The sequence below is a fragment of the Streptomyces rubiginosohelvolus genome (assembly GCF_014649875.1).
Classification (GTDB): domain Bacteria; phylum Actinomycetota; class Actinomycetes; order Streptomycetales; family Streptomycetaceae; genus Streptomyces; species Streptomyces rubiginosohelvolus.
The window spans coordinates 20,544-34,894 of sequence record NZ_BMTW01000020.1; the positions used below are offsets into that span (position 1 = coordinate 20,544).

Genomic DNA, 14,351 nt, shown 5'->3' on the forward strand with positions numbered 1-14,351 from the left:
CGTTCTAGAACACCACCAGCGCCCGGCCGCCCTTGCCCGCGATCATGTTGTCGAAGGCGGCGGGGATGCCGTCCAGGCCGATGTGCTCGGTGACCATCATCGACAGGTCGAAGCGGCCCGCGCGGATGTGGTCGGCGAGGACGGGCAGATCGCGGGCCGGGTCGCTGTTGCCGTAGACGCAGCCCGTCAGGGACCGGCCCCAGTGGAAGATCTCCAGGGCGTTGAAGGTGACTTCCTGGTCCTTGCCGCCGATCCCGACGACCGTGGTGCGGCCGCCGCGCCGGGTGGACTCCCAGGCGGCCCGGATGGTGGCGGGCCGGCCGACGCACTCCACCGCGGCGTCCGCGCCCTGGCCGCCGGTCAGCTTGCGGATCTCGCGCGGGGTGGTGTCGGAGGCGATGACGTAGTCGGTGGCGCCCGCCTGCCGGGCCAGTTCCTCCTTGGCCGGGGAGACGTCGACCGCGATGATCCTGGAGGCGCCCGCGATCCGGGCGGCCTGGAGCACGGCGAGGCCGACGCCGCCGATCCCGAAGACGACGACGCTCTCGCCCTCGCGGACCCGGGCGCTGTGGTGGACCGCCCCGTAGCCGGTCAGGACCGCGCAGCCGAGGAGGGCGGCGTCGGTGAGCGGGATGCCGTCGGGGGCGGGGAGGACGCAGTTGGCGGCGACGACGGTCTCCTGGGCGAAGGCCGCGACGTTGAGGCCGGGGTGGAGGTCGGTGCCGTCCGCCGTACGGGCGTGGAGACGGGAGACTCCCTTGAGGGCGTCGGCGCAGAGCCACACCTCGCCGATCCCGCAGTGGAAGCAGACCCCGCAGGAGGGGGCCCAGTTGAGGACGACGCCGTCACCGGGCGCGACGTGCGTGACGCCCTCGCCGACGGCCAGGACCGTGCCCGCTCCCTCGTGGCCGAGGACGGCCGGCACGGGGACGCGCATGGTGCCGTTGGACAGCGACAGGTCGGAGTGGCAGACCCCGGCGGCGGCGAGCGCGATACGCACCTGGCCGGGGCCGGGCTCCGGCAGGACGATGTCGGCGATCTCCAGCGGAGCTCCGACGGCGGGCAGTACGGCGGCGCGGACCACGAACAGGCTCCTTACGGGTGATGAGTTACGAGGAAAGGGTTACGGGGGTCAGAACTGGAGCGACTTCGTCTGGAGGTACTCCGCCAGACCGTGCGGGCCCAGCTCGCGGCCGACCCCCGACTGCTTGTAACCGCCGAACGGGGCCAGCGGGTTGAACCGTCCGCCGTTGATGTCGACCTGCCCGGTGTCCATCCGGCGGGCGAAGGCCACCGCCTCCTCGTCGTCGGCGGCCCATACCGCCCCGGCGAGCCCGTACACGGTGTCGTTGGCGATCCGGAGCGCGTCGTCCACGTCCTCGTACCGCAGGATCGAGACCACCGGGCCGAAGATCTCCTCCTGGGCGATCGTCATGTCCGGGGTGACGTCGGCGAAGACGGTCGGGCTGACGTAGAAGCCGGTGTCCAGGGGTGCGTCCGGGCCGCCCGCGATCAGCCGGGCGCCTTCCTCGACGCCCTTGGTGATGTAACCGCGTACCCGGGCCTGCTGCTTGGCGTTGACGAGCGGGCCGACCCGCTCCCCGGGCACGTACTTGGTGACGGCGTTCGCCGCCAGCTCGACGGCCTCGTCGTACCGGTCGGCGTCGACGAGAATCCGGGTCCAGGCGCTGCACGTCTGGCCGGAGTTGGTCATCACGTTGGCGATGCCGACGTTGACCGCCTTGGCGAGGTCCGCGCCGGGGAGGATCACATTGGCGGACTTGCCGCCCAGCTCCAGGGCGACGCGCTTGACCGCGGCCCCGGCGGTCGCGCCGATCTGCTTGCCGACGGCGGTGGAGCCGGTGAACGAGACCAGGTCGACGTCCTCGTGGGCGGCGAGTGCCTGGCCCGCGACCGGTCCGAGGCCGGTGACGAGGTTGAAGACGCCCGGCGGCAGACCGGCGGCCTCCGTGGCCTCGGCGAAGAGCTGGGCGGTGAGCGGGGTGTCCTCGGCGGGCTTGAGGACGACGGTGCAGCCCGCGGCGAGGGCGGGGGCGACCTTGGCGACGATCTGGTGGAGCGGGTAGTTCCAGGGCGTGATCGCACCGACCACGCCGACCGGCTCCAGCAGCACGGTGGAGTTGCCGATCCGCTCCTCGAAGGCGTGGCGGGCGGCCAGTTCGGCGTACGAGGCGGCCACCAGCACGGGCACGCCCGCGTGGACCATCTGCGACAGCGGCAGCGGGGAGCCCAGCTCCGCCGTGATCGTCTCCGCCAGCACGTCCTTGCGGGCGGCCAGCGCGTCGGCCAGCGCGGTGAGCCGGGCGGCGCGCTCGGCGGGCGGCGTCGCGGCCCAGGCGGGGAAGGCGGCGCGCGCGGCCCGCACCGCCGCGTCGACGTCCTCCGCCGTTCCCGCCGGTACGTGCGCGATGACCTGCTCGTCCGCCGGGTTCACGACCGCGATCGTGTCCCTGCCGACGGCGGGCCGCCACGCGCCGTCGATGTACATCTGGTCATGGGCCTGCATGGCTGTTTCCTCCCGGACGGGCTGTGCGGAGCGCCGAAGCCGTGCGGCGGACGCGGGGCACCCGTCGCACCCGCCCAAACTAGCGCCGTTAGTTTTCCGACGCCAGAGAGCCTTCCGAGACACCGGTCACGCCGTCGCACCGAATCGCCACCGGGGGCGACTTGCCGGAACGGCATGATCCCTTGCCCCGGCGGCGGCCGACCGGACAAGACTGGGACGAGACCGGCGAGCCCGCACCCGCGCCGCCCCGACCGAGGAGGCACCATGACCCCCACCCCCCGCTCCCGCACCCGGCGCCGGGACACCCCGCCGCCCCGGACCGGCGACAGCGAGGCGGAGGTGCTGCGCGGCTTCCTCGACTACCTGCGCGCGTCGATCGCGGCGAAGGTCGAGGGCGCACCCGGTCCGGCGGCCCGGGCCGCCGGGGTGCCTTCGGGCACGAACCTGCTGGGGCTGCTCCACCATCTGACCTTCGTCGAGCGGGCCACCTTCCTCGGGGACCGCGTCACCGACTGGCCGTCGACGTTCCACGCCGCCCCCGAGGACGGGGTGGCGGATGTCGTGGCCCGCTACCGGGAGGCGGTCGCGGAGGCGAACGCCGTCCTCGACGGGTGCGCCGACCTCGGCGCACCGCTGCCCCGAGCGCAGCCGGGCAAGCCCTCCCCCAGTGTGCGGTGGGCCCTCACCCACCTGATCGAGGAGACCGGTCGGCATGCCGGTCACGCGGACATCCTCCGGGAGCTGATCGACGGCTCGACCGGTCGCTGACCGCCTCGCCGACGGGCGCCTGTTCCGTACGGCCCTCGTCGGCGGGTTCCGACCCTGTAGGCGCCGACCCCGTACGGCCCTCGCCGCGCAGGCCGAGGCCCGCAGCGCCCACCAGCCCCACGCCGAGCAGCACGAACGGGGCCGCCACCCCCACCGCGCCCGCGATCAGACCCGCCGCGGCGGGGGCGGCGGCCTGGCCGAGCCGGTTGCCGGTGAGGCGGAGGGCGAGTGCGGTCGAGCGGGCCCCGTCGGGGGCGGCGCGGACGACCGTGGTCATGGACAGCGGCTGGCCGACGCCGAGGCAGAAGCCGAGCACGGCCAGCATCACGGCGAGGACGGGGACGGAGACCGGCAGCGCGACGCCCGCGCAGAGGAGTCCGGCGAGCAGGCAGCTGGTGGTCAGCAGGGCCCGGCGGCCCAGCAGCCGCAGCAGCGGCGTCATCACCAGCCGGCAGGCGATCGTGGCCGCGGCCCGCAGGCTCAGCAGCAGGCCGACGGTGGCCGGGGCGATGGAGCGGTGCTCGCCGACGACCGGCAGGTAGGCGGTGAGGATGTCGGTGGCGGACAGCACCGCCATGCTGATGAGGATGCCCGCGGGGACGCCGCGCGTGCCGAGGATCGTCCGGACGGGGACCTTGCCGTCGGTCCGCGGCCGGGCGTCGGCCGTCCGGCGGTGCTCGATCCGCCAGAGCGAGGTGAGGGCGACCGCGCAGACCCCGGCCGAGACGAGGAGCGCGAGCGCGCTCGTACGGCCGAGGGCTCCGCCCTGTCCGGAGATGAGCGCGCCCGCCGCGATCGGGCCGATGAGCTGGCCGAGCGAGGCCCCGATGGTGAAGTGCCCGAAGTTGCGGTCCTGTTCGTGGGGTGCCGACTGCCGGGCCACGATCGACTGCGCGCCGATGACGAAGCACAGATGGCCGAGGCCCATCACCCCGCTCCAGGCGGCCATCGCGGGCAGCGAGGAGACGAGGCCGCTGAGCGCGCAGCCGCCGGAGATCAGGAGGACGCCGAGCGGCAGCAGGGGCGCGCAGCGGCCGTGGTCGGTGCGGCGGCCGAGCGGCACGGCGACGAACAGCGGGAGCAGGGCGTACACCCCGGCGATGACACCGACGGCCGTCTCGTCCGCGCCCAGCGCGAGGGCCCGGTAGGAGACGGCGGGCCGCGCCATCGACACCGCCCCCTGCGCGAAGGCGAAGGCGATGACGAGGCGCAGCAGCCAGCCCCTGCCGGGCCCGGATCGCGGTCGTCCGGTCATCACATGATGCCGAAGAGGATGCCCGCCGCGAGCACCACCAGCGAGGTGAGCACGGCCCACTTGACGGTGAAGCGGGTGTGGTCGCCGAACTCGACCTTCGCCATGCCGACGAGGACGTACACGGCGGGCACCAGCGGCGAGGACATGTGCAGGGCCTGACCGGCCAGGGAGGCGCGGGCGATCTCCACCGGCGAGACCCCGTGGGCCGCGCCCGCCTCGGCGAGGACGGGCAGGACACCGAAGTAGAAGCCGTCGTTGGACATGAAGTAGGTGAGTGGCAGGCTGAGCAGGCCGGTGACGATGGCCATGTGCGGGCCCATCGCGTCGGGGACCGTGCCGACGACCCAGTCGGCCATGTGCTCGACCATGCCGGTCCCGGTGAGGACCCCGGTGAAGACGGCGGCGGCGAAGACCATGCCGGAGACGTTGAGCACGTTGTCGGCGTGCGCGGCGATCCGGGCCCGCTGGTCGGGCATGTGGGGGAAGTTGACGGTGAGCGCGAGGGCCGCGCCGAGGAGGAAGAGCACCGGGATGGGGAGCAGCTCCATGATCATCGCCGTCAGCAGGGCGGCGGTGAGTCCGGCGTTGAACCAGTAGAGCTTGGGGCGGAGCGTGGGCCGGTTCGGGTCGAGGCCCTGGAACGCGTCGTCGTCCTCGTCCGCGTTCTCCGTACCACCGGCGGCGGCCGAGGTCCCGGACCCGGTTCCCGTACCGCTCGCGGAGACGGAGGCTGCGGCGCCCTTGCGGAGGCGGTCCTTGCCGCCGGTGCCGGCCGACACGGTCTCGGCCTCCGGCCGGGGCTCCCGGGCGAGCGCCTCGTCGAGGGTGAGCATGCCCAGGCGCTTGCGCTCCCGGATGCCGAGCACGTACGCCAGCACGAACACGGCGAGCAGGCCCATGGCGAGCGCCGGGATCATGGGGACGAAGATCTCGGAGGCGTCCAGTTTGAGGGCGGTGGCGGCGCGGGCGGTGGGGCCGCCCCAGGGCAGGGTGTTCATGACGCCGTTGGCGGTGGCCGCGACGCCGGTCATCACGACCAGGCTCATTTTCAGGCGTTTGTAGAGGGGATACATCGCCGAGACGGTGATCATGAAGGTGGTGGACCCGTCGCCGTCCAGCGAGACGATCGCGGCGAGCACCGCCGTACCGACCACGATGCGCATCGGGTCGGCCTGGCAGAACTTCAGGATGCCCCGGACGATCGGGTCGAACAGGCCGACGTCGATCATCACGCCGAAGTAGACGATGGCGAACATCAGCATGGCGGCGGTGGGGGCGAGGTTGCCGACGCCTTCGATCACGTAGTCGCCGAGTTGGGCGCCCTGCCCGACGGCGACACAGAACAGTGCGGGGATCAGTACCAGCGCCGCGATCGGCGACATCTTCTTCGTCATGATCAGGACCAGGAAGGTCGCGATCATGGCGAAGCCGAGGATTGTCAGCATGGGGGATACCTAACGTTCATCCTTGAACTCCCACCGGTCTCGGCGGTCGGTCCGGATGACGTTAGGGGCCTCCTCGAAGAGTTAACAAGACGTTGACGCGTGAGCAATACGAGCAAAACCCCAGGTCAACGCCGTGGTGCTAGTGAGCTGGGGTGACGGACACCGGGATGGCGTTCAGGACCGCCGTGCCGGACAGCGGGTCCAGGAGCGTGCCGTCGAGGAGCTGGTTGACGTTCGCTCCGGGGTGGGCTGCGGCGACCGACATCCGGGTGCCGGGGCGGCTGTGGCCCCAGCCGTGCGGGAGGCTCACCACCCCGCTGCGCACGGTGTCGGTGATCTCGGCGGGCGCCTCGATGCCGCCGCCCGACGACTCGATGCGGGCGGTGTCCCCGTCGGCAAGACCGAGGCGGGCCGCGTCGTCGGGGTGGATCTGGAGGGTGCAGACGTTGGACCCGCCGGTGAGCGAGCCGACGTTGTGCATCCAGCTGTTGTTGGAGCGCAGATGGCGGCGGCCGACGAGGACGAGCGGGGCCGGCCGGTCGCCCAGCGCCCGGCGCAGGCGCGGCAGATCGGCGGCGATCGGCTCCGGGAGCAGTTCGATCCGGCCGGAGCGGGTGCGCAGGACCTCCGGGAGGCGGGGTTGCAGCGGGCCGAGGTCGATGCCGTGCGGGTGGGCGAGGAGGCGCTGAAGCGTCAGCCCGTATGGGCCGAGGCGCAGCAGCAGGTCCAGTCGCCGCTCGGGGCCGCTCTCGCCGGTGAGCCCGGCGGCCAGCTCCTTCGGGGCCCCGGCCCGGGTGAGGGCGGTGTCGACGGCCAGGTCGTCGACGGCGGAGGGCGGTGCGCCGTGCAGGCCGCTCACCGCGAGGATCAGCCGGGCGTGGATCTCGCTCTCGTCCATCCGCCCGTCCTCCAGGGGGACGGCGGCGCGGGTGTAGCGGACCTGGTTGTGGACGGCGAAGTTGTTGAACGCGAAGTCGAAGTGGGCGCTCTGCGAGGGTGGCGGCGGGGGCAGGACGACGTCGGCGCGGCGGGAGGTCTCGTTGAGGTACGGGTCGACGCTGACCATGAAGTCGAGCCCGTCGGCGAGGGCCGCGTCGAGCCGGTCGCCGTCGGGGGCGGAGAGTACGGGGTTGGCCGCGATGACCACCAGGGCGCGGATGCGGTCCTCGCCCGGGGTGTCGATCTCCTCGGCGAGGGCGGCGATGGGCAGTTCACCCTTGGCCTCGGGGTGCCCGGAGACCCGGCTCGACCAGCGGCCCAGCGCGAAGCCCTTGCCGGGGGCGGGGTTACGGGTCCCGGGTTCGGCGGCGCGCGGTGCGCGAGCGGTGGCGGAGAGCGGGAAGAGCGCGCCGCCGGGCCGGTCGAGGTTGCCGGTGAGGATGTTGAGGACGTCCACCAGCCAGCTGGCCAGGGTGCCGTGCTCGACGGTGCAGCTGCCGATGCGCCCGTAGACGGCGGCGGTGGGGGCGGCGGCGAGTTCGCGGGCGATGGCGGTGATGGTGGCCGCGTCCACGTCGCAGGCGGCGGCGACCGCGTCCGGGGTGAAGTCCGCCAGGGCGGCGGCGAGTTCGTCGAGGCCTTCCAGGTGCTCGGCGAGCGGCCCGGGGTCGGCGAGCTGCTCGTCGATGAGGGTGTGCGCGAGGGCGGCCAGCAGCAGGGCGTCCGCGCCGGGCCGGATCGCGACGTGCCGGTCGGCGAGGCGGGCGGTGCGGGTGCGGCGCGGGTCGATGACGGTGAGGGTGCCGCCGCGCCGGCGCAGGGCCTTGAGCCGGCCGGGGAAGTCGGGGGCGGTGCAGAGGCTGCCGTTGGACTCCAGCGGGTTCGCGCCGATCAGGAGGAGATGGTCGGTGCGGTCGAGATCCGGTACGGGGATGGCGTGCGCGTCACCGAAGAGCAGGCCGCTGGAGACGTGCTTGGGCATCTGGTCCAGCGTGCTCGCGGTGAACACGTTGCGGGTGCGCAGGGCCCCGAGCAGCAGGGGCGGATAGAGGAAGCCCGCCATCGTGTGCACGTTGGGGTTGCCGAGGACCACGCCGACGGCCTGCGGGCCGTGGGCTTTCACCAGGTCCGGCATCCGCGCGGCGATCAGGTCGAACGCCTCGCCCCAGGCCGCCTCGCGCAGCTCCCCGTCGTCGCCGCGCACGAGGGGGACGCGCAGCCGGTCGGGGTCGGCGTCGAGCCCTCCGAAGGACGCGCCCTTGGGGCAGATGAAGCCCCGGCTGAAGATGTCGTCGCGGTCGCCGCGCGCACCGGTGACGGTCGTCCCCTCGATGGTGAGGGTGAGGCCGCAGGTGGCCTCGCAGAGGGGGCAGATACGCGGTGCGGTGCGGGAGTCGTGGGACATGGGCCCTCCCCGGGGCGGCTGCGGCGACGGCACGCGGACATGGGCCGGGCGGGGACGTGGGAGCCCCGGAAGCCCGGCACGGGCGAGCATACCGACCGGTACGCACGGTGGGGAGGTGTCGCACGGAGAAGACGACGGACGGGCCTCGCGAGGGGGGACGGGCGGACCCGGCGCCGGAGGACACCCCCGAGACACCCCCTCGGGCCAGGGGCCGTCGCTCAGTCCAGCGTCTGCGCGAGATAGGACCTGACCAGCGTCCGGGTCTCGGCGACGATGGCCGCATCTCCCGAGGGGTCCATACGGAAGGCGAGTTGCAGCAGCGCGTCGGCCGCCTCGACGCTCACCAGGATCGCCCGGGACAGCCCCTCGTCGGCCCGCCGGCCGAGGTGCCCGGCGAGCAGGACGGCGAGCCGGTCCGCCAGCCGCCGGTTGGCGTCGTCCGCCGCCCCGTCGGCGGGGAACGGCGGCCCGAAGTCGACGAGCGCGAAGCCGGGGACGCTCCGCTTCATCGCCAGGTACTCGTCGAGCACCGCGTCGATGGCCGCGCGCCAGTCGGTGGCGGGGAGGTCCGCGAGCCGGGCGGCGATGCGGTCCGCGTAGGTGTCCAGGTTGCGCAGCGCGAGGGCGTCGACGAGCGCGCGCTTGTTGGAGAAGAACCGGTAGACGGAGCCGATCGGCACCTCGGCGCGCTCGGCGACGGCCCGGGTGGTGAGCTGCTCGTAACCGGTCTCGTCGAGGAGCCCGGCGCAGGAGTCGAGTATCCGGGCCAGCCGGTCGGCGCTGCGCTGCTGCACGGGGGCGCGGCGGAGGTTCGGGTTGACATGGGGCTGAGGAGGCACGGGCCCATGATGCCGTGCCCCGCGCACGGGCCGGACACCAGAGGCAGCGGGACGGACACCGGAGGCGACAGGGCGGGTACCAGAGACGGGCAAGGGCCCGACTCCACCGGCACACGCACCGAATGGCGCGATGTATGCCGTTGACGCACCCCGCTCCTATTCCTACGGTGGCGCATAGGATTCGTCGTCCGGCGGATCCGAGGGCTTTCTTGGGCACCAGGAGTGCGGGATGAGCGCGATCGACCAGGCGAGGAAGACGGCCGAGGGGCTGACCTATTCCTCCGGCTTCGGCAACGAGCACAGCTCGGAGGCGGTGCCGGGTGCGCTCCCGCACGGCCGCAACTCCCCCCAGCGCGCCCCCCTCGGGCTGTACGCGGAGCAGCTGAGCGGCTCCGCGTTCACCGAGCCGCGCGCGGACAACCGCCGTTCCTGGCTCTACCGGATCCGCCCCTCGGCCGCCCACCCGGCGTTCACCCGCGTCGACAACGGCGCCCTGCGCTCGGCCCCGTTCACCGAGACCGTGCCGGACCCGAACCGGCTCCGCTGGAACCCGCTGCCCGACCCCGCGCCCGGCACGGACTTCCTGAGCGGGCTGTGGACGCTCGGCGGCAACGGCGACGCCGCGCAGCGCGCCGGGATGGCGATCCACCTCTACCACGCCAACTCCTCGATGACGGACCGGGTGTTCAGCGACTCCGACGGCGAGCTGCTGATCGTCCCGGAGCGCGGCGGGCTGCTGCTGCGCACCGAACTGGGCCTGCTGCGCGTCGAGCCGGGTCACATCGCGCTGATCCCGCGCGGGGTCCGCTTCCGGGTGGAGCTGCTGGAGGAGACCGCGCGCGGGTACGTCTGCGAGAACTACGGCCGCCCGTTCGCGCTGCCCGACCTCGGCCCGATCGGCGCCAACGGCCTGGCGAACGCCCGGGACTTCCTCGCCCCCGTCGCCGCGTACGAGGACCACGAGGGCCCGGTGGAGGTGGTCAACAAGTTCTGCGGGAACCTCTGGTCGGCGACGTACGGCCACTCGCCGCTCGACGTGGTCGCCTGGCACGGCAACCACACCCCGTACGTCTACGACCTGCGCCGGTTCAACGTGATCGGCACGATCAGCTACGACCACCCCGACCCGTCGATCTTCACGGTGCTGACCTCGCCGTCCGACACCCCGGGGCTGGCCGGGGTGGACTTCGTCGTCTTCGCCCCGCGCTGGCTGGTCGGCGAGGACACCTTCCGCCCGCCGTACTTCCACCGCAATGTGATGAGCGAGTACATGGGCCTCATCGACGGGGCGTACGACGCGAAGGCCGACGGCTTCGTCCCCGGCGGCGGCTCCCTGCACAACATGATGTCGGCGCACGGCCCGGACCGGGAGACCTTCGACCGGGCGAGCGCGGCGGAGCTGAAGCCGCAGAAGATCGACGACGGTCTGGCCTTCATGTTCGAGACCCGGTGGCCGGTCACGGCGACGGAGCAGGCGGCGTCCGCCGGTCATCTGCAGCGCGGTTACGACGACGTGTGGCAGGGTCTGAGCCGCAACTTCCGTCCGTAGCCGACGGGCGCGGGAGGCCCGCAGGAGCGGAAATGGGACGGGACGGGGACGACATGACCGAGAGCCATGAGCGGGCCGGGGCGGACGGCGGTACGGCGGAACAGCCGCGCCATCCGCCCGCCTTCGCCCCCGACTCCCTCGTGCTGAACCGGAAGCTGCCGCTCTGGTACCAGGTCTCCCAGTCCCTGCGGGCCTCCATACTGGGCCGCCCGCAGGACGCCTCCGCCCGGCTGCCCACCGAGGAACAGCTCGCCGCGCACTACGGGGTCAGCGTGCTCACGATGCGCCAGGCGCTCAAGGAGCTGGAGACGGAGGGGCTGATCAGCCGGCACCGGCGGCGCGGCACGTTCATCGAGCCGCGCGCCCGGCGGGTCTCCCCGGTCCGGCTGCTGGGTTCGGTCGACGCGATCGTGGCCCAGCAGTCCGGCGAGGCGACGACCGTGCTCGGCCACGGCCCGGTCCCGCTCCCCGGTGATCTCGCGGAGTACTTCCCGGACTGCGACGAGGTGACCTGTTACCGGCGGCTGCGCCGCGACGGCGAGAGCGACGAGCCCACCAACTGGGCGGAGAACGCGGTGCGCCCGGACATCGCCGCCCGGATCGACGTGGCCGACCTCGAACGCTGGCCGATGACGAAGGTCCTGCGCGATGTCGTCGGGGTGCGGATCTCCCGGATCACCGACACGGTGGAGGCCCGGCTCGCCGACCCCGTCACCGCCGAGCTGCTCCAGGTCCCGCTGCTCAGCCCGATCCTGCACTACACGGGCGTGACGTACGACGAGGAGGGACGTGTGGTGGACGTGGCCCGGATCCGCTACCGGGGCGACCGGTTCTCCTTCTCCGTGACGGTGGAGGCCCACTGACCCCGCCCCACGCGGACTCCGCCCGCCGTTACGATGCGAAGGGTCACGGCGGACAGGGGAGGGACGACTCGGTGGCAGCGCGCAGGACGGCGGCGGCCGGATCCGGCGGGGACACGGAGTCCTCGCCGCTCGACGCGTTCGTCCCCCTGGACGAGCTGATGCCGTGGTCGGTGCGGCCGCTGAGAACCGGCCGTGCCTGGGTGAGCGGCCCCGACCCCGTGGCGCTCCGGGCCCGCTGGGAGCGGCTGGCCGGTGCCGACGCCGCCGAGCAGGAGCGGCTGTTCGCGCCCACCCGTTCCCGTACGCCGCACACCTCGGTCGCCTCCCTGCCCGGCCAGTCCACCGGCACGGCCCGCTTCGCCCGGGACCCGGGACCCTGCCCCGACCCCGTACGGATCCTGCACGGCCCCTACGACGAACAGTGGCTGCTGCCCGACCACCGCCTGATCGACGCGGCCCGTCCGGAGCTGTGGCGGGTCGCCGACCGGCAGCAGCTCTTCGCGGTCGAACACAGCTCCGCCCCGGAGGATGCCGGGCCCGCCCTGTCCGTGACCGCGCTGCTGCCCGACGGGCACTCCCCCGCCGGGCGGCCCGGCCGGATCAGGCCGCTCCACCGCAGGCCCGGGGGCACGGAGCCCAACCTCGCGCCGGGGCTTCTGGACCTGCTGCGCGGGCACCTCGGCGGCAGCGGGGGCGCCGAGCCGGACGCGTTCACCCCGGAAGCAGTACTGGCCTGGATCCTGGCCGCCGCCCGGCCCTCCGCCTCAGGTGTTCTGGTCCCGCTGCCGGCCGACGGGGCGGTGTGGTCACAGGGGCGGGCGCTCGGCCGGGAGCTGCTGCGGCTCCAGTCGCGCGGGGCCCGGGGCGGGGAGCGGCCCCGGCTGCCGGGCGGGCGCAGGCCCTATGTGCGGGCGGCGATCCCCGTGCGCCCCACGGAGCTGTCCTACGACGCCGGGGAGGAGACGCTGATCGTCGGCGACGGCCGGATCTCGCCGGTGCCAGCGGAGGCCTGGGAGTTCACGGTGGGCGGGGTGCGGGTGCTGGAGCTCTGGTTCGGCCGCCGGGCGGCAGCGGCGGCGGGCCGGGGGCCGGAGGGAGCTGCCGCGGACGGCCTCGACGCGGTCGGGGCGCGCGGCTGGCCCCGGGAGTGGACCTCGGAGCTGCTCGAACTCATCACCGTACTGGCTCTGCTGGACGGCACGGCGGGACCCCGGAAGGAGTTGCGGGCCGCGCTGGAGGCGGGTCCGCTGATCGGTCCGGCGGAGCTGCGGGCGGGCGGGGTGCTGCCCGTCCCGCCCTGGGCACGGCGACCGGCATCCGTCCTCGGCCACCAGGAGGAGGGCCCGGAGGGGCAGTTCGCGCTGCTGTAGCGGCGGCCGGAGAGCGGTTCGCGTTGCTGTGAGCGGCGGCCGGAGAGCGGTTCGCGTTGCTGTGAGCGGCGGCCGGAGAGAGGCGGTTCGGACTGCTATGAGCGGCGGCCCGGGCGGCGGAGGGTGGCGAAAGCGCCGGTCAGCGGGTATGCACGGGGTCATGAACACATTGCCCCTCCCCCTCGACGGCATCACGGTGGTGGCCGTTGAGCAGGCGGTCGCCGCCCCCTTCGCCACCCGGCAGCTCGCGGACCTCGGAGCCCGGGTCATCAAGGTGGAGCGCCCGGACGGCGGTGACTTCGCTCGCGGCTACGACACGGCGGCGCGCGGTCTCGCCTCGCACTTCGTCTGGTGCAACCGCGGCAAGGAGTCCCTCGCCGTCGATCTGAAGGACCCGCGCGGCCTCGCGGTGGTCCGTGAACTCGTCGCCGGAGCCGATGTGTTCGTCCAGAATCTGGCGCAGGGGGCGGCGGCCCGGCTCGGCCTCGACGCCGCCTCGCTCTGCGCCGCGCACCCGCGGCTCGTGGCCGTCGACATCTCCGGGTACGGGGCCGGCGGGCCGTACGCGCACAAGCGGGCCTACGACATGCTCGTGCAGTGCGAGGCCGGGCTCGTCTCGGTGACGGGGACGGCGGAGCAGCCGGTGAAGGCGGGCATTCCGGCGGCGGACATCGCGGCGGCCATGTACGCGTTCTCCGGGGTGCTCGCGGCGCTGCTGCGGCGGGCGGCCACCGGGCGGGGCGGCCCGGTGGAGGTCTCCATGCTGGACGCGCTGGCCGAGTGGATGGGCCACCCGCTGCACCAGGGGATGCACGGGGCCACGCCCCCGCCGCGTACCGGTCTCGCGCACTCGGTGATCGCCCCGTACGACGCCTTCGCCACGGCCGACGGCGAGCAGGTGCTGCTCTCCGTGCAGAACGACCGGGAGTGGCGGCGGCTGGCGGAGCAGGTGCTGGGGCGACCCGAACTGGCCGAGGACCCGGACTTCGCGACGAACGCGGCGCGGACGGCGAACCGGGAGCGGACCGACGATGCGGTGGGGCGGGCACTGGCGGGCCTGACGGGCGAGGAGGCGCTGGCCGGTCTGGAGGCGGCGGGTATCGCCTGTGCCCGGCTGAACACGGTGGCCGATGTGGCGGCGCATCCGCAGCTCGCGACCCGGGACCGGTGGCGGGAAGTGGGTTCACCGGTGGGGCCGTTGCGGGCGCTGCTGCCGCCGATCACGCTGCCGGGCGGCGAGGATCCGCGGATGGGTGCCGTACCGGCGCTGGGCGAGCACACCGATGCGCTGCTGCGAGCCCTGGGGATGACGGACGAGCAGACATCGGTGCTGCGCCGGGACGGGGTGATCGCCTGACCTGGTCCGTCCCGAGCGGTGGGCCGGTCCGGGG

General features: G+C 73.7%; 11 protein-coding genes. 5 read left to right on the plus strand and 6 right to left on the minus strand.

Annotated features, from left to right (window positions below; translation table 11 throughout):
* Nucleotides 1-4: 4 nt before the first annotated feature.
* Both IE134_RS30590 and IE134_RS30595 read right to left on the minus strand, forming a co-directional pair.
* The gene (locus IE134_RS30590; RefSeq protein WP_030721620.1) at nt 5-1,084 is read right to left on the minus strand and encodes a Zn-dependent alcohol dehydrogenase; all 1,080 of its coding nucleotides are present in this window, start codon (nt 1,082-1,084) and stop codon (nt 5-7) included.
* Between the two features lie 48 nt (nt 1,085-1,132).
* Entirely contained in the window at nt 1,133-2,527 is a 1,395-nt protein-coding gene (locus IE134_RS30595) for an aldehyde dehydrogenase family protein (protein WP_030721617.1), read from the minus strand.
* A gap of 264 nt (nt 2,528-2,791) precedes the next feature.
* Here IE134_RS30595 and IE134_RS30600 point away from each other — a divergent pair, with 264 nt between their 5' ends.
* Nucleotides 2,792-3,295 carry a DinB family protein gene (locus IE134_RS30600; RefSeq protein WP_030721614.1) on the plus strand — a complete coding sequence of 168 codons (504 nt, stop codon included), beginning with the start codon at nt 2,792-2,794 and terminating at the stop codon, nt 3,293-3,295.
* Here the strand turns inward: IE134_RS30600 and IE134_RS30605 are convergent.
* From IE134_RS30605 to IE134_RS30620, 4 genes are all read right to left on the minus strand, one after another.
* Nucleotides 3,210-4,550, minus strand: coding sequence for an MFS transporter (locus IE134_RS30605; protein ID WP_098020081.1), 1,341 nt, complete (start codon nt 4,548-4,550; stop codon nt 3,210-3,212). The two genes, IE134_RS30600 and IE134_RS30605, sit on opposite strands and share 86 nt — an antisense overlap.
* Nucleotides 4,550-5,995 (minus strand): CitMHS family transporter, encoded by a 1,446-nt coding sequence (locus IE134_RS30610; protein ID WP_097882996.1) that lies wholly within the window; start codon nt 5,993-5,995, stop codon nt 4,550-4,552. Before IE134_RS30610 ends, IE134_RS30605 begins: the two co-directional genes overlap by 1 nt.
* Nucleotides 5,996-6,134: 139 nt before the next feature.
* Nucleotides 6,135-8,339: a molybdopterin oxidoreductase family protein gene (locus IE134_RS30615; protein WP_030721606.1), complete on the minus strand. Its 2,205-nt coding sequence runs from the start codon at nt 8,337-8,339 to the stop codon at nt 6,135-6,137.
* A 218-nt stretch (nt 8,340-8,557) separates the two neighbouring features.
* The gene (locus tag IE134_RS30620; RefSeq protein ID WP_030721603.1) at nt 8,558-9,178 is read right to left on the minus strand and encodes a TetR/AcrR family transcriptional regulator; all 621 of its coding nucleotides are present in this window, start codon (nt 9,176-9,178) and stop codon (nt 8,558-8,560) included.
* Between the two features lie 229 nt (nt 9,179-9,407).
* Here IE134_RS30620 and hmgA point away from each other — a divergent pair, with 229 nt between their 5' ends.
* The 4 genes from hmgA to IE134_RS30640 all read left to right on the plus strand — a co-directional run bounded on the left by hmgA (nt 9,408) and on the right by IE134_RS30640 (nt 14,317).
* Nucleotides 9,408-10,727 (plus strand): homogentisate 1,2-dioxygenase, encoded by a 1,320-nt coding sequence (gene hmgA, locus IE134_RS30625; RefSeq protein WP_030721600.1) that lies wholly within the window; start codon nt 9,408-9,410, stop codon nt 10,725-10,727.
* A 53-nt stretch (nt 10,728-10,780) separates the two neighbouring features.
* A complete protein-coding gene (locus tag IE134_RS30630) occupies nt 10,781-11,590 on the plus strand; it encodes a GntR family transcriptional regulator (RefSeq protein WP_030721597.1) in 810 nt (269 codons plus the stop codon).
* 71 nt (nt 11,591-11,661) lie between these two features.
* The gene (locus tag IE134_RS30635; RefSeq protein WP_189432347.1) at nt 11,662-12,960 is read left to right on the plus strand and encodes a type ISP restriction/modification enzyme; all 1,299 of its coding nucleotides are present in this window, start codon (nt 11,662-11,664) and stop codon (nt 12,958-12,960) included.
* 160 nt (nt 12,961-13,120) lie between these two features.
* Nucleotides 13,121-14,317: a CaiB/BaiF CoA transferase family protein gene (locus IE134_RS30640; RefSeq protein WP_030721591.1), complete on the plus strand. Its 1,197-nt coding sequence runs from the start codon at nt 13,121-13,123 to the stop codon at nt 14,315-14,317.
* Nucleotides 14,318-14,351: the final 34 nt, after the last annotated feature.